This is a genomic window from Mycobacterium sp. PDNC021, from assembly GCF_048282635.1.
Lineage (GTDB): Bacteria > Actinomycetota > Actinomycetes > Mycobacteriales > Mycobacteriaceae > Mycobacterium > Mycobacterium llatzerense.
The window spans coordinates 3,950,395-3,971,183 of sequence record NZ_CP182502.1 but is presented as its reverse complement, the minus strand read 5'-3'; the positions used below and the strand labels follow the sequence as shown (position 1 = coordinate 3,971,183).

Below are 20,789 nucleotides of genomic sequence, written 5' to 3'. Positions count from 1 at the left end.
GATGCCGGTCTTTGCGAACTAGGGGGTGGGGTGCTGGTGGACCGCGGGGTGTTCGCTGAAGTGCCACTTGGCTCGACTGTGTTTTTGCTGTGTGGTCGAAGGCAAACACGCTGACACCAACGCTATTTATTGCTGAATTCACGTCGCTTCGGTGTGGCAGAGAATCGTCAACCCGGATGAATGGGTGTGGACGTCGAGTCTGTGGTGTCGGTGACGCGCCGCCGCTGTGCTGGGCCGTCGACATGCGATGGGCTCGGTCATGGGAAACAAGACTGCAATCGGGGGGATGGCTGCCGTCAGCGGCAGCAGAGGGGGTTTCGCTGTGGGGGTTACCGCGAACAAGCTGCTGTGCGATGCCGAGATTGCGCCTGACGGCAGCGTGGTGGTGATTGAAGACGTTGGCGCCAACGGTCTTTCGGGTGTATACGTGCACCAGGATGTTGACGGCGTCGGTGGTACGGCCAGGGCGCTGTGGGTGCATACGATGGGCATCCACGAGTGCGACCTCGCCGGCAAGTTGGTGCGGGTCAGGGTGTACTCGGGCTCGGATAGTCGTGGGCTGGGCATGCCGGCGTTCGACGGGCAGCTCGACATCGCCAGTGGGGTCATGGCCTTGGGCGATCGTCACAATCGAACCCGGCAACTACTCTTCGGCGCACCGGCAGTCGTCCCGGTCAAAGTGTTCCTCGGCACAGAAATCGAGACCATTCGGTTCGGCGATTCCGAGAGTCGTTATCCCGTGTCGGGTCCGAGTGAAGTCAATGTGCTGCTGCCCGAAGACACGGGATTTGTTCATGCGCTCGGATACCCGATGCCGCGGTGGAGCTGGCTTCTTCGGCCGCGCCGACGCGGCCGTGACATATCCCAGCGCGCACATGTCGACGTTGGACCGCTTGTGCCCACCCCCTGCCCGAGTCGGGAAGTGGAACAAGTCCGGCGCGGCGTCGCTCAGTGAATGGGGCAGGAGCCGAAGCGCGTCGCGCTGTGCCGGCACTGAATCGCGGCGGTGCGCATTCGCCATGCTTTGCGGCATTGCCGCTGAATTCGGTTGCTTTGCAACCACTTCCAGAGGTGCGCCCGCTCTACTGGTGGGCTCGGGCATTGCAGCAGGAAGGCTGTCTGCTCCAAGCGGTGTCCTACAGCCCGAACGAACCAGCGGCGGTCGTGACTGTGCGGCTGCCATCTCACCGCGTGGTGCACGTCCGTTGCGCTGGCGACGACCCCGCTGAGCACACTGATCTGCCGAGCGTGCTCGCTGCGGCTATCTGTCAGCTCCACAGTGGCGATTGGGCCGACGACACCAACCGCATGCTCGCGCTGTTGCAGAACCTCCGTCTGTTGATTGAGCCCCGGCCTGCTGCCCGAAACTCGGCGCATATATCGGGCTTGATCAGCCAACCAGCCCGTTCGGTTCGGGTGGCCTACTGGTGGGCCGAGGCGTTACAGGCCCGCGGCTGGCGTTTGTCGGCGCTGGGGCATCCGATGGCGCGGAGCGGCTTCATTGCAGAAATCCCGGAAGGGCCGGGCCAATTCGTGTTGGCGATCTACCCGCGGGATATCCCCGACGACGGGACAGAGGCGAGCGCGCTGGCGAATTCGCTGCAGCGACTGACTTTCGAGCAGCGGCGATACCTCGCGCGGCTGGTCTCCCAGCGGGGCTAGGGCTTCCCGGCCAATGCCGACCACTCCAGGTCGGACGTGGGCAAGGCGCGGCCGGTCGGCCGCACATACCGGTCCCGCACCTGATCCGGTCCGAGCTGGTCAAGCAATCGCCAGCCGTACCCGTCGAGATAGCGCCCGACCTCATCGGGTCGCAGGCCGAACTTCCACACCTGACTGCGCTGGCGAAAGTTGCGATACAGCGACGGCGCGGCGGAGATGTCCACTCCGTCGATGAAGTCGCGCTGCACGTAGGTGAAGTTGAGCCGGCTACCGGCGGGCGCGGATCGCAATTGCTCGAAGGTGCTGTTGATCGCCTCAGCGGTCAGATACTGGGTGACGCCCTCCCAGATGAAGAATGTGCGGGCATCGCGCTGATAGCCCTGGCCGGCCAGCGCGCTCATCAGGTCGTCACGCTCGAAGTCGACGGCGACCAGGTGGACCGACGGTGGGGGAGTGCCGAAAACCCGGCCGAGGATGGCACGTTTGCGCTCGATATTGATCGGCTGGTCGACTTCGAACACCGGGATGATGCTGCGGCGCGACAACCGGCAGCCGCGCGTGTCGAGGCCGGCGCCCAGCACCACCACGGCATCGATCGCACCCAGTGCCGCCACGAGGTTGTCGTCGGCGTACCGCTTCCGGCAGGCCATGTTGGCCCAGATGCCCGGCGCCGACCGATCCGACGCGGCGACCATGGCGCGCCGCACCAGCGACCACCGGGTGGCTGACACCAGAGCGCGAAGCGCTTGCGGCAGAAAAGAAGTCGCCAGGTCGTCGTCGACGAGACGGCGGCCCGGCGGCTCATGCTGCTCGATCGCGGTGAGCGCCATCGGCCCGAAGGCCGTCAGCGCCGCTGGGTTACGAGCCATGTCGGATGCCCTGCTCCTCGTGCAGACGATGTCAGCGTTTGTTGACGAAACCCGCGTCCACCGGCAGGGTCACCCCGGTGATGTAGCGTCCGGCGTCCGACACCAGCCAGGCCACCGTGTTGGCGATGTCCTCGGCGTCGAGGACCTGCACCGGCAGCGCGTTGCTCATGTCCGGTCCGGCCTTCGTCTCTGCCGTCAACTGGCTCAACCACTTCCGGGTGAAGTCGTTGTCGATCATCGGGGTGTCCACCCCGGCCGGATGGATCGAGTTGACCCGGATGTTCTGCGAGGCGAGCAGATTCGCGTACACCCGCATCAGGCCGACCATGCCGTGCTTGGCAGCGGCGTAGCCCACCGACCCGGCCATCGGCGAGGCCAGCCCGACCAGACCCGCGACGGAACTGATCAGCACGATCGAACCGCCGTTGCCGGCCTTGACCATCGGCCGCATGGCCACGTCCAGGGTGTGGAAGACGCCGGTCAGGTTGACGTCGATGACGTCCTGCCAGGCGTCTTCACCCGCCATGGGTGCGATGCCCGCATTCGCGATGACGATGTCCAGCCGGCCGCCGAGCTCCTCGACGCCGGCCTTGAGCGCGGACTTGAGGGCGTCGCGGTCGCGGACATCGGCCTGGCTGGCGACGATCCGGGCCCCGTTCTCCTCGACCAGCTTGACCGTCGCGGCCAGATCGTCGGGAGTGGCCATGGGGTAGGGGACCGACGCGATCTGGTCGCACAGGTCGACGGCGATGATGTCGGCACCCATCGACGACAGTTTCACCGCGTGCGCACGGCCCTGGCCACGGGCCGCACCGGTGATGAAGGCAACCTTGCCGCTCAGCTCACCCACGGTCACTTGCCCCGCAACTGGCCCTTGGCCGGATCGCCGGCGACGACGGGAGCGAGCATCTTGATGTCGGGTGCGCCGTCGAGGTGCTCGCCGATGGCGCCGAACAGCTTGCCGATCGCAGGGGCGGTGCTGTGGGTCTTGAGGGCGTCCGCGTCGGCCCACTGCTCGACGAAGACGAACATGCCGCCGTCGGCCTCGTGCAGCGAGTAGAGCTCACAGCCCGGTTCTGCGTGGACGGCGTCGACCGCCTCGACGCACGCGGCGCGGACCTGATCGACGGACTCGGGCTTGGCCTTCATGGTGGCGACGACAACGACCGGCATGAACGAACTCCTCGATAGATAGCTGAACTAGACAGGTGTCCACGTTAGCTCGGAGCTCTGGGCGGGTGTGACGTGGCTCCCACCGGTAGGTGACCAGCAGATATGCGGTCGAGGTCGTGACCTAAGCGTTACGTGTGTGGCAGATGGTGCAGATGGGGAGAATGCGACTAGGCTGGCAGCCATGGCGAGTAAGACCGCAACGAGCTCAGCTAACCGGGCCAAGGCCGGGTCGGCGAATCGTGGCGCAGCCGGTTCGGGGGCGCGTTCATCGAAGTCAGGCAGTGCAAAGTCGAGTCGGCCGGCACGTCCGCCGGCCCCGAAATCGCCCGCCCGTAAGCCGGCCCGCAAACCGGCACCCCATCCATCTCCGGTCGCTACCGCCGGTGCTGCAGTGGGTCGTGGCGCCCGCGCGGGCTGGTTGATGCTCGCGAAGGGCGCTGGAACCACCGCCCGCAGCGTCGGCCGCGCCCGGGAACTCGACCCCGGACACCGCCGCGACGGCATCGCGCTGGCGCTGCTGGGCGTCGCGTTCCTGCTCGCGGCGAGCTCCTGGTTCGACGCAGCTCGGCCGGTCGGTGCGTGGATCGACTACGGCGTCCGCACAGTCATCGGATCCGCCGTCGTGGTGCTGCCGGTCCTGCTGCTGGCGCTGGCCGTCACGCTGATGCGGACCCATCCGAACCCCGACGCGCGGCCGCGGCTGATCCTGGGCGTTGCCATGATCGGGCTGCCGGTGCTGGGCCTGTGGCACGTCTGGGCCGGTGCGCCCACCGAGCCGGGGGAGCGCCGCGGCGCCGCCGGGTTCGTCGGCTTCGTCATCGGCGGGCCGCTGTCCGACGGGCTGACCGTCTGGATCGCCACCCCGTTGCTCATCATGGGCGTGCTGTTCGGCCTGCTGCTGGTCACCGGCACGACCATCCGGGAACTGCCGGACACGTTGCGCTACATGGTCTCCGGTCGCCTGCACGGCGACCACGACGACGAGTACGACGCGCCGGCCGGCTATGTCGACGATTTCGCCGATGATTTCTCCGACGGCTACTACGACGACCCGACCTATTCGCGGGACGAGCCCGAAGCCTGGCCCGGTTCGGACCAGACCACCGCGGCCATGACGCGGCCACTGGGCCGCACGCCGATGGACAACTACCCGGTCGAGCCTGCAGCCGACGAAGCGCCGACCGCACCCGAGCCGGCGGCCAAGCCGTCGCGTCGCCGCAAGGCACAGAACGTCGCGGACCCGGTGCCCACCAAGGCCAAGGCCCTGGAACAGGCCGCCGACAAGAACAAGGACGACGGCCTGACGCTGGACCGCGTCATCGAGGGCGACTACACGCTGCCCCCGCTGGAGCTGCTGGCCGATGGCGACCCGCCGAAGCGGGTCGGCCGCGACAACGACCGCATCATGAACGCGATCACCGAAGTGATGCAGCAGTTCAAGATCGACGCCACCGTCGTCGGTTTCCAGCGCGGCCCGACGGTCACCCGCTACGAGATCGAACTCGGACCGGGTGTCCGCGTCGAGCGGTTCACCCAGCTGCAGCGCAACCTCGCCTACGCGGTGGCCAACGAGCACATCCGCCTGTTGGCGCCGATCCCCGGCAAGTCCGCGGTCGGTGTCGAGGTCCCCAACAGCGACCGGGAGATGGTGCGGCTCAAGGACGTGCTGAACGCACCGTCCACCCGCAAGGACCACCACCCGATGGTGTTCGGCATCGGCAAGGACGTCGAAGGCCACTTCATCAGCTACAACCTGGCCAAGATGCCGCACCTGCTGGTGGCCGGCTCCACCGGTTCGGGTAAGTCGAGCTTCATCAACTCGATGCTGGTGTCGCTGCTGCAGCGCGCCACCCCGGACGAGGTCCGGATGATCCTGGTCGACCCGAAGATGGTGGAATTCCCGCCGTACCAAGGGATTCCGCACCTCATCACGCCCGTGATCATCGACCCGAAGAAGGCCGCCGCCGCGCTGGCCTGGCTGGTCGAGGAGATGGAGCAGCGCTACCAGGACATGAGCGCCAGCGGTGTCCGGCACATCGACGACTTCAACAAGAAGGTCCGCTCCGGCGAGATCACCGCGCCGCTGGGCAGCGAGCGGGTCTACAAGACCTACCCGTACATCCTGTGCGTCGTCGACGAGCTGGCCGACCTGATGATGCAGGCGCCGCGCGACGTCGAGGACGCGATCGTCCGCATCACCCAGAAGGCCCGCGCCGCGGGCATCCACCTGGTGCTGGCGACCCAGCAGCCGGTGGTCTCGGTGGTCACCGGTCTCATCAAGGCAAATGTGCCGTCCCGCATGGCATTCGGCGTGACCAACGCGACCAACTCGCGCGTCATCCTCGATCAGATCGGCGCCGAGAAGCTCACCGGTAAGGGTGACGCACTGTTCCAGCCGTCCGAAGCGCCCAAGCCCATCCGGGTGCAGGGTGCCTACGTCAGCGACGACGAAATCCAGGCCGTCGTCGCCTTCACCAAACAGCAGGCCCAGCCCGAGTTCATCGACGGCGTCACGGTCAAGACCGTCGAGAAGCGCGATATCGACAGCGACATCGGCGACGACATGGACGTCTTCCTGCAGGCCGTGGAACTGGTCGTGTCGAGCCAGTTCGGGTCGACCTCGATGCTGCAGCGCAAGCTGCGGGTCGGGTTCGCCAAGGCCGGCCGCCTCATGGACCTCATGGAGACGCGCGGCATCGTCGGACCGTCCGAGGGCTCCAAGGCCCGCGAGGTCCTGGTCAAGCCCGACGAACTGGCCGGCACCCTGATGCTGATCCAGGGCGGCTCCGATGCCAACGGATCGATGGGTGACGACCCCGGTTTCTGACCGGTGTTACCCGGATCACACCAACGCGGGCTGACGGTGCGGATAACACCGACGATGGGTGGCAGGCGGCGCCGACTATGGGAGGCTGGTCTCCTAAGGAGGCTTTGCCGTGGTTGACATTTCGCCCGCCGAAGAGCTCGATGCAGAGTTCGAGTCCGGCGGCCGCAGCTGGCCTGCGCTGACGGCGTTCACCGACCTCGGATTCCGGAAATCGACGGCGCAGCACGTGGTTCCGTTGTTGTACGGGCTTGTCATCGCCGGTGCCGTGGTTTTGTATCTGGCGGGCGCCGTGGTGGCGTTCGAGCTGTCTGCGCTTCTCGGCGTGTTCTGGTTGTTCCTCGCCGGCCCGGTCACTTGTGTGGCGATCGTGCTGGTGGTGCGGGTGGTTCTGGAGTCACTGAGCGCGTTCATGGCAATGGGCCAGCAGGTCGACGAGCTGAATGAGCTGGTACTGGAGATCGCCGAGCTGATGATCGGGGTATCGGACAAGATCGACGTGATCCCGACGCTGCCATCGTTCGGCCGTGGTGGCCGGTCCCGCCGCAGGGCCGCGATCATGGACATGCGGGACCGGATCGTCGCGCGCCGGGCAGCCGCGACCGACGCTGCCGACTAGCTGTACTGACCACGGACGTTAGGTACGGCGTGGCGTGGTGACATGAAGAAGACCTCCGAGTGAAGTGCGAGCTGTCTAGGAACGCACCAACTCAATCTCGGAGGTCTTCGTGTCCCACCGTAATGCTCCGCTGTCGGAAACTGGTCGTCTGCGCTTGGCCCGTTGTGTCGTCGAGGACGGCTGGTCGCTGCGCCGCGCAGCCGAGCGATTCCAAGTCGCGGTCACCACAGCGGCGCGTTGGGCGGGTCGCTACCGCGAGCAGGGCCCAGCCGGCATGGTCGATCGCAGTTCACGTCCACAGCGAAGCCCCAACCAGACACCGACTCGTACCGAGCGCCGGATCATCAAAGTGCGGGTCATCCGGCGTTGGGGGCCAGCACGAATCGGCTATCTGCTGGGAATTCATCCCTCGACCGTGCACCGGGTGCTAACCCGTTACGGGGTGGCCAGGTTGCGTTGGCTCGACCGGCCCACCGGCACGGTGATCCGCAGAATTCACGCCGCGCGACCCGGCGAACTGGTGCATGTTGACGTCAAGAAGCTGGGCAAAATTCCTGCCGGCGGGGGCTGGCGGATGCTGGGCCGAACCGCAGGCAATCACAACACGCGCGCCGATAAGAGTTCCGGACGCGTCAGCAAGCACGGTCACCCGATCAAGGGCCATCACTTCCTGCACACCGCGATCGATGCCTACTCACGGCTGGCCTACTCCGAGCTCCTGGCCGACGAGCGCAAAGAGACAGCGTCAGCGTTCTGGGCCCGGGCCAACGCATGGTTTAACCAATGCGGGTTCACGGTGTCGAAGGTGTTGACCGACAACGGATCCTGCTATCGATCTCACGCGTTCCGTGACGCACTCGGGGCCATCGAACACCGCCGAACACGTCCCTACCGGCCCCAGACCAACGGCAAGGTGGAGAGATTTCACCGCACCTTGGCCGATGAATGGGCCTACGCCCGGCTCTACACCAGCGACGCCGAACGCTGCGCCGAGTACCCCCGATGGCTACACACCTACAATCACCACCGCGGCCACACCGCACTGGGCGGTCAACCACCCGCCAGCCGCGTACCTAACCTCTCAGGTCAGTACAACTAGCGGCTGTTCAGTGGCCGAAGCTCTGGGCGAGGTTTGCCAGTTCGCCTGGGATTCGCAAACTGGTCAGGTTCGCTGTCCCGGCCGGCGCTCGCCTCACAGCGTGACCAGCATCCGGGTATTGCCCAGGGTGTTCGGCTTGACGTAGGACAGGTCCAGGAACTCCGCCACACCGGTGTCGTACGACCGGCACATCTCCTCGTACACCTCGGCGGTGACGGGCGTGCCCTCGATCTCCACGAAGCCGTGCTTGCTGAAGAAGTCGATCTCGAAGGTCAGCACGAAGACACGCTGCAGCTCCAGCTCCCGGGCCACGTCGAGCAGCCGTGCCACCACCGCGTGCCCGACGCCCATGCCGCGCACCTTGGGATGGGCCGCGACGGTGCGTACCTCGCCGAGGTCGGCCCACAGCACGTGCAACGCGCCACAGCCGACGATCTCGCCATCGAGGTCGGCCACCCAGAATTCCTGGACCGCCTCGTAGAGGGTCACCAGGTTCTTCTCGAGCAGGATCTTTCCCGCGTAGATGTCGACGAGGGCCTTGATACCGGGGACGTCGGACGTCCGGGCGCGGCGAACCACCAGCCCTGTGGTGGTGGGTTTCGGTGCGTCGCTCACACGTGGAGGGTATCGGCTGCGTATCGCCCGGTAGGTGACCGGATATCCTGTGTCGGTGACAGGCCAGTCAGACACCGATCCGCGCGCCTCGCGTGCCGGCGTGGCGAACATCGCCAATCTGCTGACCGGCCTGCGCATCGTGCTGGTGCCGGTGTTCCTGGCGGCCCTGTTCGCCGGTGATGGACACGAAACCCGTTGGCGGATTGCGGCTTTCGTCGTGTTCGCGGTTGCCGTCATCACCGATCGGTTCGACGGCGAGATCGCCCGCAGCTTCGACATGGTCACCGAGTTCGGCAAGCTGGCCGACCCCATTGCGGACAAGGCCCTGATCGGGGCCGCGCTGATCGGGCTGTCGATGCTCGGCGACCTGCCCTGGTGGATCACCGTCGTGATCCTGACCCGTGAGCTTGCGGTGACACTGTTGCGCTTCGCGGTGATCCGGCGCGGCGTCATTCCCGCCAGCCGTGGCGGCAAGCTCAAGACGCTGGTGCAGGCGGTGGCGATCGGTTTGTTCGTCCTGCCACTGCATGCCTGGCCCGCCCCGTGGCTGACCGCTGCCTGGGTCTTCATGTGGGCCGCGGTGGTGCTGACCGTGCTGACGGGCATCGACTACGTCGTCTCCGCGTTTCGCCGCCCCTGATTCGTCCCCTCGGGAACCAAAGCGGTGCGTCGCCGCGTTGGTGCCTACAAGACCGTGTAGAACGGGTGGTCCGGCCGGGCTGCGCGGCTGTTACTCAGGCTGAAGGGGAAACGCGATGACGACATTGTTGCGTGAGGTGATCGGCGACGTGCTGCGCCAGGCCCGTACCGGTCAGGGACGCACACTGCGCGAGGTGTCCGACGGTGCACGGGTGAGCCTGGGCTACCTGTCCGAGGTGGAGCGGGGCCGCAAGGAACCGTCGAGCGAACTGCTCGGTGCCATCTGCGGTGCCCTGGAGGTGCCGCTGTCGCAGGTGCTGGCCGACGCCGCCGAGCAGATGCTGCACACCGAGCGCGCCGAGGCCGACCGCACGGTGGCCAACATCGACGTCGCGACCAAGGTTGTCATCCCACAGCATCTCGCCATGGCTGTGGCCTGACCGCTATCGAACTCGCCGCGCCGCAATAGTGCATGCGGGCTGCGTCTGGCTGTCCATACCTACTAGGTTGGCTGTAGACGCGCTGCCACCTACGCGGCCGGCAACCTGATAACCGATCCCGAATCACGAACGACACGAAGGCGGACCGATCTCATGGCCAATCCCTTTGTCAAAGCCTGGAAGTACCTCATGGCGCTGTTCAGCTCCAAGGTCGACGAGTACGCCGACCCGAAGGTTCAGATTCAGCAGGCGATCGAAGAGGCCCAGCGCCAGCACCAGGGCCTGACGCAGCAGGCGGCCTCGGTCATCGGCAACCAGCGTCAGCTCGAGATGCGCCTGAACCGGCAGCTCGCCGACATCGAGAAGCTGCAGGCCAACGTCCGCCAGGCCCTGACCCTGGCCGACCAGGCCACTGGCGCCGGTGACGTCGCCAAGGCCACCGAGTACAACAACGCCGCCGAGGCCTTCGCGGCTCAGCTGGTGACCGCCGAGCAGAGCGTCGAGGATCTCAAGGCGCTGCACGACCAGTCGCTGCAGGCCGCCACCCAGGCCAAGAAGGCCGTCGAGCAGAACGCCATGGTGCTGCAGCAGAAGATCGCCGAGCGCACCAAGCTGCTGTCGCAGCTCGAGCAGGCCAAGATGCAGGAGCAGGTCAGCGCCTCGCTGCGCTCCATGACCGAGATCGCCGCGCCGGGCAACACCCCGAGCCTCGACGAGGTGCGCGACAAGATCGAGCGTCGCTACGCCAACGCCATGGGTTCGGCCGAGCTGGCTCAGAACTCGGTGCAGGGCCGCATGATGGAGGTCCAGCAGGCCAGCGTGCAGATGGCCGGGCATTCGCGCCTGGAGCAGATCCGTGCCTCGATGCAGGGCAACTCCCTGCCGTCCGGCGGTGCCGCAGCGCCTGCCACTCCCGCAGCTCCGGCAGCCAACCCGGCGCCGGAGAACCCGCTGTCGCAGTAAATTTCGAGATGTGAGGGGGCAGCGGTGAACGCCCAGTCGTCCGGCCGCCCAGGGGAGACCCGGGGCTGGCAGGCGGTCCTGCAACGCAGCATCGACACCGCTGCCGAATTGTCCGGCCTGGTGGCCCAGCGCCTCGGTGCAGCCGCCGACCCGCGCGCCAGGCTGCTGCGCAAGCGGCGCTGGGCGCTGCGGCTGGGCTGGCTGTTCGCCGGCGCCAGCGCCTTCTGGATCGGGTTGACGGCGCTGCTGGCCGCGTGGAGCACCCCGTTCTGGGTGCTGATCATCACCGGCCCCATCGCCGGTGGTGCCGCGTTCCTGGCCACCCTGTGCTTCCTGCGTTACCGATGGCTGCGCCGCGAACCGCTGCCGCCGGCACGGACCTCGCGGCTGCTGCCGCCCAGGGGCTCGGCGGCGCGCCGTCCGATGGAGACGCTGGCGTCGGCCGAGCGCGGGTTGTACGCACTGCTGAGCGTCATCCAGCGGGGCCAGTTGCTGCCCGCCGCCGAGATCGCCGAAGTGACCGCCGCGGCCAACGTGTCGGCCGCGGCGCTGGCCGGTACGGCCGGGGAAGTGGTCGCGATGGAACGGGCGGCCGGTTCGGTGCCGCAGTCCCGCGGGCATCTGGCGCCGACCATCAAGTCCTACACCGCACAGCTCGATGCGGGCGTACGGCAGTACGCCGACATCGCCACCGCGGCAGCGCAATTGGTGTCAGCGGCGAACAGCGGGTCGAGCTCGGCGCGGTCGATGTCCGAGCAGCGTTATCGCAGTGAACTCGTCGCGGCGACCGACCGCCTCAGCGCCTGGGCGCAGGCCTTCGATGAGCTCGGACGCCTGCGCCACGCCTGACGGTCAGATCGTGGTCGAGCTGCCGGAACCGTCATCGGACCGGCGGCCGTACCGCTCCTCGTAGGCCGCGTGAATGTGGGCGTTCTTCTGGCGCAGCGACTCTTCGAGCAGCTTCGGGTCGATGCCGTGCTTGACCAGCATGTGCCGGCGCCAGATCTTGTTCAGCGCGTGCGAGAAGTAGATCACCGGAATCAGGATGGGCACCGTCGCGCTGAGCCTGATGATCAGGTCCGAGCCGCCCGTGATGCCGAGCAGCTCGGGCAGGAACCAGATCGGGATCAGGATCAGGAACGCCGGGACGAACATGCGGATGACCACCCGCAGCGTCGCGCCCTGGCCGATGAGGTCCTCGGTCACCCAGGCCCGCATCGAGTCGGGCAGCCGGCCGCCGTAGCTGTACTTGATGTACTGCCAGGCGCTGGGCTTCGGGCGATTCTCGTTGGCCATGGTGGCCGATTTTACCGGTGGCTACATAGTCGGCCGCAGGGCCGGGATGGCGGCCCCGAGCAGACCGCGCACCGTGGCCTTGACCATGTCGAACATGTCGAAGTAGTCGCGCCACAGCGTGATCCGGCCGTCGTGCACCTCGAACACGCCGCACACCCAGAACTGCAGGCGCACGGGCCCGATGACGAGCGCATCGGTGCGCTCGTTGAGCACGGTAGAACCCTCTCCGACGAGGCGGTGGAACTTCACCTCGAAACTGACCGGGCTCTTCTTCATGGGGCGGAACAGCTTCATGGCGCGGGCGCGGCCGCGGATGGTGGGCAGCCCGACGTTCTCGTAGACGAGGTTGTCGTCGAGCAGGCTGTCTGCGGTGTCCATGTCCTCGGCCTGCAGGGCATAGAGAAAGGATTCGACGATCTCGGCATTGGTCTGGGTCACTGCCGGTGTGGTCTGTGTCATAAGCCCACCGTAGCCGCGCGACGATCAAGCGGCGAGGGACGAGCCGCGTTGAGGAGTGCGGCCATCAGGCCCAGTGCTCCTGCCCGGCGGTGCCCAGGTGCTGGTGTGACAGGGTGACCCGATGCGTATCGCCGTGGTTGCCGGGCCTGATCCCGGCCATGCCTTTCCGGCGATCGCCCTGTGCCTTCGGTTTCAGGCGGCCGGCGACCGCCCGGTGCTGCTGACGGGCCGGCAATGGCTCGACACCGCGCGGGCGGCCGGCGTCGACGCTCGGGAACTGCTCGGGCTCGACCCCGAGGACGGCGACGACGACCTCGACTCGGGCGCCAAGATCCATGAGCGAGCCGCGCGGATGGCGGTACTCAATGTGCCCGTGCTGCGTGAGCTGGCGCCCGATCTGGTGGTGTCGGACGTCATCACGGTGTGCGGCGGCATGGCCGCTGAATTGCTGGGCCTGCCGTGGGTCGAGCTGACACCGCACCCGCTGTACCTACCGTCGAAAGGGTTGCCGCCGTTGGGCAGTGGCCTGGCGCCGGGTGTCGGCCTGCGCGGCCGGCTGCGGGACGCGACGCTACGGTTCTTCACGTCGCGCTCGATCCGCGAGGGGGACCGGCAGCGATCCACGGCGCGCGTCGGAATCGGCTTGCCCGCAACCGATCCCGGGCCGGCGCGGCGGTTGATCGCGACTCTGCCCGAGCTCGAGCTGTCGCGACCGGATTGGCCGGCCGAAGCCGTTGTCGTCGGGCCGTTGCACTTCGAGCCGACCGCGACCGTGCTGGACATACCGCCGGGCTCGGGCCCGGTTGTCGTCGTGGCGCCGTCGACGGCCACCACGGGGATGCAGGGTCTCGATGAGCTCGCGCTGGCGGCGCTGATCCCCGGGCAGACGCTGCCCGACGGTGCTCGCGTCGTCGTCTCGCGGCTGCGCGGCGCCGACGTGCCGGTGCCACCGTGGGCGGCGGTCGGGCTCGGTCGACAGGACGAACTGCTGAAGCAGGCCGATGTGATGATCTGCGGCAGTGGACACGGCATCGTGTCCAAGACGCTGCTGGCCGGGGTGCCGCTGGTGGTGGTGCCCGGTGGCGGAGACCAGTGGGAGATCGCCAATCGGATTGTGCGACAAGGCAGTGGCGAGTTGATCCGGCCGTTGACCGCGGAGTCGCTGGCGGCGACTGTCGGTCGGGTGCTGTCGACGCCGTCCTATCGGAAGGCGGCCGGGCAGGCCGGTGACAGCGGAGCGGACGTCGCCGATCCGGTGGCTGTGTGCCGTGCGGCGCTGGGCGTCGGTGCTGAGTAGGTTGGTGCGGTGCGACTGACCGAATTCACCCTGCTGATCGAAGACCAGTTCGGTACGGCGCGCGGTGCGGCGTTGGTGAACGACCACGTGCTGGCGGTCCTCGGTGGCCGCACCCCGGCTCAGGCGATCGAAGCCGGCGTCGACCCCCGCGACGTGTGGCGGGCCCTGTGCGCGGACTTCGACGTGCCGCGCGATCAGTGGTGATCACCATCTCGTTTGGTCTCCCGGGACTACGCGCGTCACAGTGTTTGTAGGGCGACGACATGGTGTTTGCCACTCCCGACTCATAGCGTCCTTCGTGTACCCCACGAAGGAAGGACGACGTGAGCATCCGACTGCCGCTGCTGGACTCGACGTTCCTGCGCATCGACACTCCCGACACCCCGATGCACGTCGCCACACTGCAAATATTCGCACTGCCCGAGGACGTCGGCCCCGACTTCGTCACCGACCTGGTGGCCGACTTCCGGGCGCCGCGGCCGCTGCGCAAGCCGTTCGACCAGACCCTTGCCGGCGGTTTGCTGTCCGGGGTGGCTCCGGCCTGGGACACCGTCGAGCAGCTCGACATGGAGTACCACGTCCGGCACACCGCGCTGCCGGCTCCGGGCGGGGAACGCCAGCTCGGCGACCTGATCTCGCACCTGCACAGCACGCGGCTGGACCGCACCCGTCCGCTGTGGACCTGCCACGTCATAGAAGGTCTCGAGAACGGCAGGTTCGCGGTGTACACGAAGATGCACCACAGCGTGACCGACGGCGTCAACGGCGTGCGGCTCGTCACCGAACAGCTCGCCACCACACCCGACGGGCCGTCCCAGGCGCCGTGGCAGCAGCCCGTGGCCGCACCGCCGCGCCGTCGCCGCGGCGGTGCCGGGCAGTCGCTGTCGCCGTGGCGCGCGGTCGGTGAGCTGGGCCGCGGCCTGGCCGGACTGGTGCGGCTGGGTGGTGACGGTGACCCGGTGCGGCTGCCGTTCGAAGCGCCGCAGTCGATCCTCAACGGCCGCGTCACCAACGCCCGGCGCGTCGCCACGCAGCAGCTCGACATGAGCCGCATGCAGGACATCGCGAAACGCCATGCCGCCTCGCTGAACGACGTCTTCCTCGCGGTCTGCGGCGCGGCGCTGCGGCGCTACCTCGCCGACCAGAACGCCTTGCCCGAGCGGTCGCTGATCGCCGGGGTGCCGGTGAACCTGCGCGGGGAAGGCCAGGAAGGTGGCAACGCCGTGGGCTTCCTGTGGTCGGAACTCGGTACCGATGTCGCTGATCCGCGGGAACGGCTCGGCGTCATCCAGCGGTCCATGGCCGCCGCGAAAGACCACCTGCGCGGCATGGCTGGGCCGGTGCGTCCCGTCTTCACCCTGCTGACCATGGCATTGCCGGTCGCGGTGTTGATCAGTGGCCAGGCCACGCGCGTGTACCGGCCGCCGATGAACGTCACGATCTCGAACGTGCCGGGACCGGCCGACGCGCGTTACCTGCGCGGTGCCCGGATGGAGGCGTGTTACCCGGTGTCGCTGGCGTTTCAGGGCCTCGGCCTCAATATCACCTGCATCAGCTACGACGGGCAGCTCAATCTCAGCGTCGTCGGCAGTCGCGACGCGGTGCCGCACCTGCAACACATCGCCGTCTATATCGGCGAAGCTTTGAATGAATTCGACACCGAGGAGGTCGGCCCATGAGCGCCACCATTGCCGTAGTCACCGGAGCCGGGCGGGGGATCGGTCTGTCCATTGCGAAAGCCCTTGCCGCACAGGGACACCGCGTCCTGATCACCGACGTCGACGAGGACGCCGCCGGGCGCGCCGCCGAGACCGTCGGGCGCGGTGCCTGGGGCCTGGCTCAGGACGTGCGCGACGTCGCGAGCCACCAGGGGATCGCCGCGCTGGCCGCGGAACAGGGCCGAATTGCGGTGTGGGTCAACAACGCCGGGGTGCTGCACGCGGGTAACAGCTGGGAGCAGCCCGCCGAGCACGTCGTCCAGACCCTCGACGTCAACGTCCGCGGGATGATGGCGGGCTGCATGGCGGCCGTCAACGCGATGGGTGCGCGCGGCGGCGTCATCCTCAACATCGCCTCGATCTCTGCGCTGACGCCCGTGCCGGGGCTGGCGGTGTACGCCGCGAGCAAGGCCGCGGTGCTGTCGTACACCACCTCGCTGCAGGGCGAACTGCATACCGCCGGTCTGCCGATCCGGGCCCGCGCGCTGTGCCCCGACGTGGTGAACACCGAGATGGTCACCGCTACGACCCACGATCCCGGTGCGGCCCTGCTGTTTTCGGGCCCCAAGCCGCTGGCCGCCGATGACGTGGCAGCCGCCGCCCTGGAACTGATGGACTCCCACCAGATTTTCCGCGTGGTGCCCCGCTGGCGCGGCGTCATCGCGCGCAGTACCGACGTGGCGCCGGCCGCCGGCCTGCGCGCCCTATCCCTGATGAGGACGTTGGGCCTGCGGCGCCAGCGTTCGCTGTGACTGCTCGAGGAGCAACTGTGACCATGAAGACGGTGGCGATCACCGGCGCGACCGCCGGAATCGGTCGTGCGACTGCCCTGCGATTGGACCGCGCGGGCTATCGGGTGGCCGCTTACGGCCGTAATCCAACCGCGTTGGATGACCTTCGCGCGGAGCTGGGACCGGACGCCGTCGTCGCCAGCCTGGATGTTCAGGATGCCGATGCCTGGACCGCTCGGCTCACCGAGCTGGCCGAGGTCACCGGCGGCCGGCTGGATGTGCTGATCAACAATGCCGGCATCCTCAGCTCGGGCAACTTCGTGGATCTTCCGCTGGCAGAGCAGCGCAACATCGTCGACGTGAACGTCGGCGGCACCATGAACGGGTGCTACCTGGCGTACCCGTATCTGCGTTCGACCGCAGGGGCGCAGGTGATCAACCTCTGCTCTGCGTCGGCCATCTACGGACAGGCGGAACTGGCCGCGTATTCGGCGTCGAAGTTCGCGATCCGTGGGCTCACCGAGGCCCTCGAGCTGGAGTGGGCCGACGACGACGTCAAGGTCAGCGCCGTCTGGCCGTTGTTCGTCGCCACCGACATGGTGGCCGGGGTGGACACCAGCAGCACCCGGGCGCTCGGGGTGTCGCTGACTGCCGACGACGTCGCCGATTCGATCCTGAAGACCATCGAGAGCAGGCCCCGACTGCCGCACGGACCGCACCACGCCGTCGGATTGCAGGCCAGGGCGCTGATGGCGGTCGCCGACTTTGTGCCGTCCTGGGTGTTGCGGGAGGTGAACCGACGCGCCACCGGTCATTGATCGGCGTGTCTTCTTGCAGTCGAACAAACGTTCGCTACTGTGGGTCTCAGTTCGACTGAGCTGACTTGTCGGTGGCCTGATCTAGCGTCACGGCCAACCGATCGGAACACCGGTCAACCGAACACCCACAAGGACGGAGATCATCTCATGGCTCAGGCACCGGATCGCGAGAAGGCACTCGAACTCGCGCTGGCACAGATCGACAAGAACTTCGGCAAGGGCTCGGTGATGCGGCTGGGAGATGAGACCCGCCAACCGATTTCGGTCATCCCGACCGGGTCCATCGCGCTGGATGTCGCCCTCGGCATCGGTGGTCTGCCGCGCGGCCGCGTCGTCGAGATCTACGGCCCGGAATCCTCGGGTAAGACCACGGTCGCCCTGCACGCGGTGGCCAACGCCCAGGCCGCCGGTGGCATCGCGGCGTTCATCGACGCCGAGCACGCGCTGGACCCCGACTACGCCCAGAAGCTCGGTGTGGACACCGACGCGCTGCTGGTTTCTCAGCCCGACACCGGTGAGCAGGCCCTGGAGATCGCCGACATGCTGGTGCGTTCCGGCGCCATCGACATCCTGGTCATCGACTCGGTCGCCGCACTGGTGCCGCGCGCCGAGATCGAGGGTGAGATGGGTGACAGCCACGTCGGTCTGCAGGCCCGCCTGATGAGCCAGGCGCTGCGCAAGATGACCGGCGCGCTGAACAACTCCGGCACCACCGCCATCTTCATCAACCAGCTGCGCGAGAAGATCGGCGTGATGTTCGGTTCGCCCGAAACCACCACCGGTGGTAAGGCTTTGAAGTTCTACGCCTCGGTGCGTATCGATGTGCGCCGGATCGAGACGCTCAAGGACGGTACCGATGCGGTCGGTAACCGTACCCGGGCCAAGATCGTCAAAAACAAGGTCGCGCCGCCGTTCAAGCAGGCCGAATTCGACATCCTCTACGGCAAGGGCATCTCCAAGGAGGGCTCGCTCATCGACATGGGTGTCGAGCACGGCTTCATCCGTAAGTCCGGTTCGTGGTTCACCTACGACGGCGAACAGCTGGGGCAGGGCAAGGAGAACGCCCGCAACTACCTGCTGCAGAACCCGGATGCCGCCAACGAGATCGAGAAGAAGATCAAAGAGAAGCTCGGTATCGGTGCAGTGATGACCGATGGTGCGGCTGATGACGTCCTTCCCGCCCCGGTCGACTTCTGAGACCGAGCCGGCGCAGCCGCAGAGGCGTGAGGAGCAGGCGCGGGACGTGTGTCTGCGTCTGCTCACCGCCCGGGCGCGCAGCCGGGCGGAACTCGAAACCCAGCTGACCAAGCGTGGCTTCCCCGAGGACATCAGCGCCCGGGTGCTGGACCGGCTTACAGAGGTCGGTCTGGTCGACGACGTGGCATTCGCCGAGCAGTGGGTGCGCGAACGCCGCACCAATGCGGGAAAAGGCAAGCGCGCCTTGGCCTCTGAGCTGCGGACCAAAGGCATCGACGCTGACGTGATCGCCGAGACGCTCGACAGCGTCGACGCGGGAGAGTGGCGGGTGCGCGCCGAGGAACTCGTCGCCACCAAGTTGCGACGGGAAAGCCTCGACGACGAGCTGAAGGTGACTCGGCGGCTGGTCGCGATGCTGGCACGTCGCGGCTACAGCCAGGGCATGGCCTTCGATGTGGTCAACACCCAGCTCACGCAGGAGCGTCAGCGCCGCACGGTTTAGTCCTTGGATGAGCCCTTGGGCTCAGGGTGCTTGACCTTGGGTGGCGACAGCTTCGGCACCGAGAACTTCGGGACGGAGAACTTCGGCACCGAGAACTTGGGTGCCGAGAATTTCGGCGGCGAGAACTGGCCGGCCGGCGGGTGGACGACGCTATCGGTCGTCGCGTCCGGAAGTTGCGTGGGCTGCTTGGGCGACTTCGGGGGCTTGGGCAGTTTCGGGATGAACGTCGAGACGATCGAATCCTGTTGCACTGTTGGTTTTTTCGGGGTCACTGGAGTGTTCGGGATGACTGGGGTGTCCGGGATGTCGACGGCGGCCGTTGGCTTCGCGGCCGTCATCGTCATCGGCAGCGGGGTATGCAGTGCGTTATGGGTGAACTGTTCCACCGACGTGATCACCGCCCGGGCGAAGTTCACCATCTGCTGCGTGACGTTGAGGCCGAATGCCGTGGTGTCGACCACGAATTGCTGACCAGGCCCCGTGTTGAACGGCGGGAACGCAGACAGTGTGGTCGCCCTGAACTGGAGCTGGAAGACCGCGATGTCCTGAGCGAACCCGATCAGATCGCGGCCGGCTTCGAACTCGATGTCGGCGACCGCGCTCAGCGCTTGTGCGGCGGCGTTCAGTGGCGGCGTGCCACTACCGATGGCCGCCACGAAACTCCCCGGTACCTGCGTCTGGCGTTGGAACAGTGCGGCACCGGTGGTGATCCAATCGGCGAACAGCCCGACGTTGAACACCACCTGCTGGTTGAGCAGATCGAGCGGTAGCGGCAGCGGCTGCGCTGTCAGCGAGATGCCCGGTTCGGTCAGAACGGGCACCGACGGGATGGTGGCGCGCCCTGGTGTCGGCGCCATCGTGAGTACCAAACACGCGGTGCACAGCGCCGCGACGGTTTGGGTTGGAGCTGGAACTGCGGCAAACGCACGAACCGCGACACTCATGACGCCTCCCGGGATCGAGTGAACCTCCAACCAGGGACACGACATGCGTGCCCGCAGGGTTCACCGAGAGGTGAACCCTGCGGGCGGGTCGGTCCGGCGTCAGATCACGAAGCCGCCGTCGATGTTCCAGGTGACGCCCGTGACGAACCCCGACTCGGGATGGGCCAGGTAGGCCACGGCGCTCGCGATGTCGCGAGGCTGCCCGTACTGGCCGACCGCGATGAGCGGGCGCAGCTCGTCGGCGAAGTCGCCCGTGTCGGGGTTCATGTCGGTGGCGACCGGCCCCGGCTGGATGGTGTTGACGGTGATGCCGCGGGGGCCGAGCTCGCGCACCAGGCCTCGCGTCAGCCCGGCGACCGCGGCCTTGGTGAGGGCATAGACCGAGAAGCCGGCAGTCGGCACCCGGTCGGCATTCACGGAGCCGATGGTGATGATCCGGCCCCCGGCGCCCAGGTGCGGCACGGCGCGCTGAATGGCGGCGAACACGGCCTTCACATTGATCGCCAGCATCCGGTCGAAGTCCTCCAGCGGGAACGACTCGATCGGTGCTCCCTGCGCGACGCCGGCGTTGTTGACCAGGATGTCCAGTCCGCCGAGTCGCTCGACGGCTTCGTCCACCGCGGCGGCGACGGCCAGCGCGTCGGCGCTGTCGGCCTTGATGGCGGCCACCTTGGCGCCGGCCGCCTCGAGTTCGTCGACCAGGTCCTGAGCGGCATCGGGCGAGGACTGGTAGGTGAACGCGACCGCCGCGCCGTCCGCCGCGAGCCTGCGCACGGTGGCGGCGCCGATGCCGCGGGAACCGCCGGTGACCAGTGCGCGTCGCCCGGCGAGTGGGGCTTCCGAAGTGGTGCTCATGAGTTCTCCCCGTCGTGGAATGATTCTTTCGAACCGATCGGTTACTAAGTACGTTCAGCACAAGCCGCT

24 protein-coding genes are annotated in these 20,789 nt (G+C 67.2%); 16 read left to right on the top strand and 8 right to left on the bottom strand.

Annotated elements, in window-relative coordinates:
• Positions 1-286: 286 nt before the first annotated feature.
• Positions 287-955, top strand: coding sequence for a hypothetical protein (locus tag ACNO8X_RS18925; RefSeq protein ID WP_418002239.1), 669 nt, complete (start codon positions 287-289; stop codon positions 953-955).
• A 29-nt stretch (positions 956-984) separates the two neighbouring features.
• The gene (locus tag ACNO8X_RS18920) at positions 985-1,662 is read left to right on the top strand and encodes a hypothetical protein (RefSeq protein WP_418002238.1); all 678 of its coding nucleotides are present in this window, start codon (positions 985-987) and stop codon (positions 1,660-1,662) included.
• Here the strand turns inward: ACNO8X_RS18920 and ACNO8X_RS18915 are convergent.
• From ACNO8X_RS18915 to ACNO8X_RS18905, 3 genes are read right to left on the bottom strand one after another with little or no spacing between them, the layout of a single operon-like run.
• Complete coding sequence (locus ACNO8X_RS18915) at positions 1,659-2,531, bottom strand: SAM-dependent methyltransferase (protein ID WP_418002237.1); 873 nt, start codon at positions 2,529-2,531, stop codon at positions 1,659-1,661. The two genes, ACNO8X_RS18920 and ACNO8X_RS18915, sit on opposite strands and share 4 nt — an antisense overlap.
• Before the next feature lie 31 nt (positions 2,532-2,562).
• The gene (locus tag ACNO8X_RS18910) at positions 2,563-3,381 is read right to left on the bottom strand and encodes a mycofactocin-coupled SDR family oxidoreductase (RefSeq protein ID WP_418002236.1); all 819 of its coding nucleotides are present in this window, start codon (positions 3,379-3,381) and stop codon (positions 2,563-2,565) included.
• A gap of 2 nt (positions 3,382-3,383) precedes the next feature.
• Entirely contained in the window at positions 3,384-3,704 is a 321-nt protein-coding gene (locus ACNO8X_RS18905; protein WP_418002235.1) for a putative quinol monooxygenase, read from the bottom strand.
• A 181-nt stretch (positions 3,705-3,885) separates the two neighbouring features.
• On the opposite strand from ACNO8X_RS18905, the gene ACNO8X_RS18900 reads away from it, so the two are divergent.
• From ACNO8X_RS18900 to ACNO8X_RS18890, 3 genes are all read left to right on the top strand, one after another.
• Positions 3,886-6,531 (top strand): DNA translocase FtsK 4TM domain-containing protein, encoded by a 2,646-nt coding sequence (locus tag ACNO8X_RS18900; protein ID WP_418002234.1) that lies wholly within the window; start codon positions 3,886-3,888, stop codon positions 6,529-6,531.
• Between the two features lie 109 nt (positions 6,532-6,640).
• Entirely contained in the window at positions 6,641-7,147 is a 507-nt protein-coding gene (locus tag ACNO8X_RS18895) for a DUF4282 domain-containing protein (RefSeq protein WP_418002233.1), read from the top strand.
• A 109-nt stretch (positions 7,148-7,256) separates the two neighbouring features.
• Positions 7,257-8,246, top strand: coding sequence for an IS481 family transposase (locus ACNO8X_RS18890; RefSeq protein ID WP_418002232.1), 990 nt, complete (start codon positions 7,257-7,259; stop codon positions 8,244-8,246).
• 93 nt (positions 8,247-8,339) lie between these two features.
• Here ACNO8X_RS18890 and ACNO8X_RS18885 read toward each other — a convergent pair whose 3' ends face one another.
• Positions 8,340-8,861, bottom strand: coding sequence for an amino-acid N-acetyltransferase (locus ACNO8X_RS18885; RefSeq protein ID WP_043988194.1), 522 nt, complete (start codon positions 8,859-8,861; stop codon positions 8,340-8,342).
• A 55-nt stretch (positions 8,862-8,916) separates the two neighbouring features.
• Between ACNO8X_RS18885 and pgsA the strand changes: the two genes are divergently transcribed.
• The 4 genes from pgsA to pspM all read left to right on the top strand — a co-directional run bounded on the left by pgsA (position 8,917) and on the right by pspM (position 11,752).
• Positions 8,917-9,501: a CDP-diacylglycerol--glycerol-3-phosphate 3-phosphatidyltransferase gene (gene pgsA, locus ACNO8X_RS18880; protein WP_043394027.1), complete on the top strand. Its 585-nt coding sequence runs from the start codon at positions 8,917-8,919 to the stop codon at positions 9,499-9,501.
• Positions 9,502-9,616: 115 nt separating this feature from the next.
• Positions 9,617-9,940 carry a transcriptional regulator ClgR gene (clgR, locus tag ACNO8X_RS18875; protein WP_043393801.1) on the top strand — a complete coding sequence of 108 codons (324 nt, stop codon included), beginning with the start codon at positions 9,617-9,619 and terminating at the stop codon, positions 9,938-9,940.
• 153 nt (positions 9,941-10,093) lie between these two features.
• Positions 10,094-10,903, top strand: coding sequence for a phage shock protein PspA (pspA, locus tag ACNO8X_RS18870; RefSeq protein WP_020101883.1), 810 nt, complete (start codon positions 10,094-10,096; stop codon positions 10,901-10,903).
• Between the two features lie 24 nt (positions 10,904-10,927).
• A complete protein-coding gene (gene pspM, locus ACNO8X_RS18865) occupies positions 10,928-11,752 on the top strand; it encodes a phage shock envelope stress response protein PspM (protein ID WP_418002231.1) in 825 nt (274 codons plus the stop codon).
• A 3-nt stretch (positions 11,753-11,755) separates the two neighbouring features.
• Here pspM and ACNO8X_RS18860 read toward each other — a convergent pair whose 3' ends face one another.
• Together ACNO8X_RS18860 and ACNO8X_RS18855 are read right to left on the bottom strand one after the other, a co-directional pair.
• Positions 11,756-12,199, bottom strand: a complete 444-nt coding sequence (locus ACNO8X_RS18860) for a DUF5313 domain-containing protein (protein ID WP_260939424.1) — start codon at positions 12,197-12,199, stop codon at positions 11,756-11,758.
• Between the two features lie 21 nt (positions 12,200-12,220).
• Positions 12,221-12,658, bottom strand: a complete 438-nt coding sequence (locus tag ACNO8X_RS18855; RefSeq protein ID WP_418002230.1) for a limonene-1,2-epoxide hydrolase family protein — start codon at positions 12,656-12,658, stop codon at positions 12,221-12,223.
• A 121-nt stretch (positions 12,659-12,779) separates the two neighbouring features.
• Here ACNO8X_RS18855 and ACNO8X_RS18850 point away from each other — a divergent pair, with 121 nt between their 5' ends.
• From ACNO8X_RS18850 to recX, 7 genes are all read left to right on the top strand, one after another.
• The gene (locus ACNO8X_RS18850) at positions 12,780-13,955 is read left to right on the top strand and encodes a glycosyltransferase (RefSeq protein WP_418002229.1); all 1,176 of its coding nucleotides are present in this window, start codon (positions 12,780-12,782) and stop codon (positions 13,953-13,955) included.
• Positions 13,956-13,964: 9 nt separating this feature from the next.
• Positions 13,965-14,159 carry a DUF3046 domain-containing protein gene (locus tag ACNO8X_RS18845; protein WP_043393813.1) on the top strand — a complete coding sequence of 65 codons (195 nt, stop codon included), beginning with the start codon at positions 13,965-13,967 and terminating at the stop codon, positions 14,157-14,159.
• Positions 14,160-14,278: 119 nt separating this feature from the next.
• Positions 14,279-15,634 carry a WS/DGAT/MGAT family O-acyltransferase gene (locus tag ACNO8X_RS18840; protein WP_418002228.1) on the top strand — a complete coding sequence of 452 codons (1,356 nt, stop codon included), beginning with the start codon at positions 14,279-14,281 and terminating at the stop codon, positions 15,632-15,634.
• On the top strand, positions 15,631-16,425 hold the full coding sequence (locus ACNO8X_RS18835) for an SDR family NAD(P)-dependent oxidoreductase (RefSeq protein ID WP_418002227.1): 795 nt from the start codon (positions 15,631-15,633) through the stop codon (positions 16,423-16,425). Before ACNO8X_RS18840 ends, ACNO8X_RS18835 begins: the two co-directional genes overlap by 4 nt.
• A 17-nt stretch (positions 16,426-16,442) precedes the next feature.
• Positions 16,443-17,222 (top strand): SDR family oxidoreductase, encoded by a 780-nt coding sequence (locus ACNO8X_RS18830; RefSeq protein ID WP_418002226.1) that lies wholly within the window; start codon positions 16,443-16,445, stop codon positions 17,220-17,222.
• Between the two features lie 147 nt (positions 17,223-17,369).
• Complete coding sequence (gene recA / locus ACNO8X_RS18825) at positions 17,370-18,419, top strand: recombinase RecA (protein ID WP_418002225.1); 1,050 nt, start codon at positions 17,370-17,372, stop codon at positions 18,417-18,419.
• A complete protein-coding gene (recX, locus tag ACNO8X_RS18820; RefSeq protein ID WP_418002224.1) occupies positions 18,388-18,921 on the top strand; it encodes a recombination regulator RecX in 534 nt (177 codons plus the stop codon). The genes recA and recX overlap by 32 nt, the downstream gene beginning before the upstream one ends.
• Here the strand turns inward: recX and ACNO8X_RS18815 are convergent.
• Together ACNO8X_RS18815 and ACNO8X_RS18810 are read right to left on the bottom strand one after the other, a co-directional pair.
• Positions 18,918-19,778: a hypothetical protein gene (locus ACNO8X_RS18815; RefSeq protein WP_418002223.1), complete on the bottom strand. Its 861-nt coding sequence runs from the start codon at positions 19,776-19,778 to the stop codon at positions 18,918-18,920. The genes recX and ACNO8X_RS18815 overlap by 4 nt on opposite strands.
• Positions 19,779-19,964: 186 nt before the next feature.
• The gene (locus ACNO8X_RS18810) at positions 19,965-20,720 is read right to left on the bottom strand and encodes a 3-oxoacyl-ACP reductase family protein (RefSeq protein WP_071285277.1); all 756 of its coding nucleotides are present in this window, start codon (positions 20,718-20,720) and stop codon (positions 19,965-19,967) included.
• Between the last annotated feature and the right edge of the window lie 69 nt (positions 20,721-20,789).

Excerpts from the sequence above, each read along its gene's own strand:
- ACNO8X_RS18925 (WP_418002239.1), top strand. The coding sequence starts at position 287 with ATGGCTGCCGTCAGCGGCAGCAGAGGGGGTTTCGCTGTGGGGGTTACC.
- ACNO8X_RS18915 (WP_418002237.1), bottom strand. The coding sequence starts at position 2,531 with ATGGCTCGTAACCCAGCGGCGCTGACGGCCTTCGGGCCGATGGCGCTC.
- ACNO8X_RS18905 (WP_418002235.1), bottom strand. The coding sequence starts at position 3,704 with ATGCCGGTCGTTGTCGTCGCCACCATGAAGGCCAAGCCCGAGTCCGTC.
- ACNO8X_RS18900 (WP_418002234.1), top strand. The coding sequence starts at position 3,886 with ATGGCGAGTAAGACCGCAACGAGCTCAGCTAACCGGGCCAAGGCCGGG.
- clgR (WP_043393801.1), top strand. The coding sequence starts at position 9,617 with ATGACGACATTGTTGCGTGAGGTGATCGGCGACGTGCTGCGCCAGGCC.
- pspA (WP_020101883.1), top strand. The coding sequence starts at position 10,094 with ATGGCCAATCCCTTTGTCAAAGCCTGGAAGTACCTCATGGCGCTGTTC.
- ACNO8X_RS18860 (WP_260939424.1), bottom strand. The coding sequence starts at position 12,199 with ATGGCCAACGAGAATCGCCCGAAGCCCAGCGCCTGGCAGTACATCAAG.
- ACNO8X_RS18855 (WP_418002230.1), bottom strand. The coding sequence starts at position 12,658 with ATGACACAGACCACACCGGCAGTGACCCAGACCAATGCCGAGATCGTC.
- ACNO8X_RS18850 (WP_418002229.1), top strand. The coding sequence starts at position 12,780 with ATGCGTATCGCCGTGGTTGCCGGGCCTGATCCCGGCCATGCCTTTCCG.
- ACNO8X_RS18835 (WP_418002227.1), top strand. The coding sequence starts at position 15,631 with ATGAGCGCCACCATTGCCGTAGTCACCGGAGCCGGGCGGGGGATCGGT.
- recA (WP_418002225.1), top strand. The coding sequence starts at position 17,370 with ATGGCTCAGGCACCGGATCGCGAGAAGGCACTCGAACTCGCGCTGGCA.
- recX (WP_418002224.1), top strand. The coding sequence starts at position 18,388 with ATGACGTCCTTCCCGCCCCGGTCGACTTCTGAGACCGAGCCGGCGCAG.
- ACNO8X_RS18815 (WP_418002223.1), bottom strand. The coding sequence starts at position 19,778 with ATGGCGCCGACACCAGGGCGCGCCACCATCCCGTCGGTGCCCGTTCTG.
- ACNO8X_RS18810 (WP_071285277.1), bottom strand. The coding sequence starts at position 20,720 with ATGAGCACCACTTCGGAAGCCCCACTCGCCGGGCGACGCGCACTGGTC.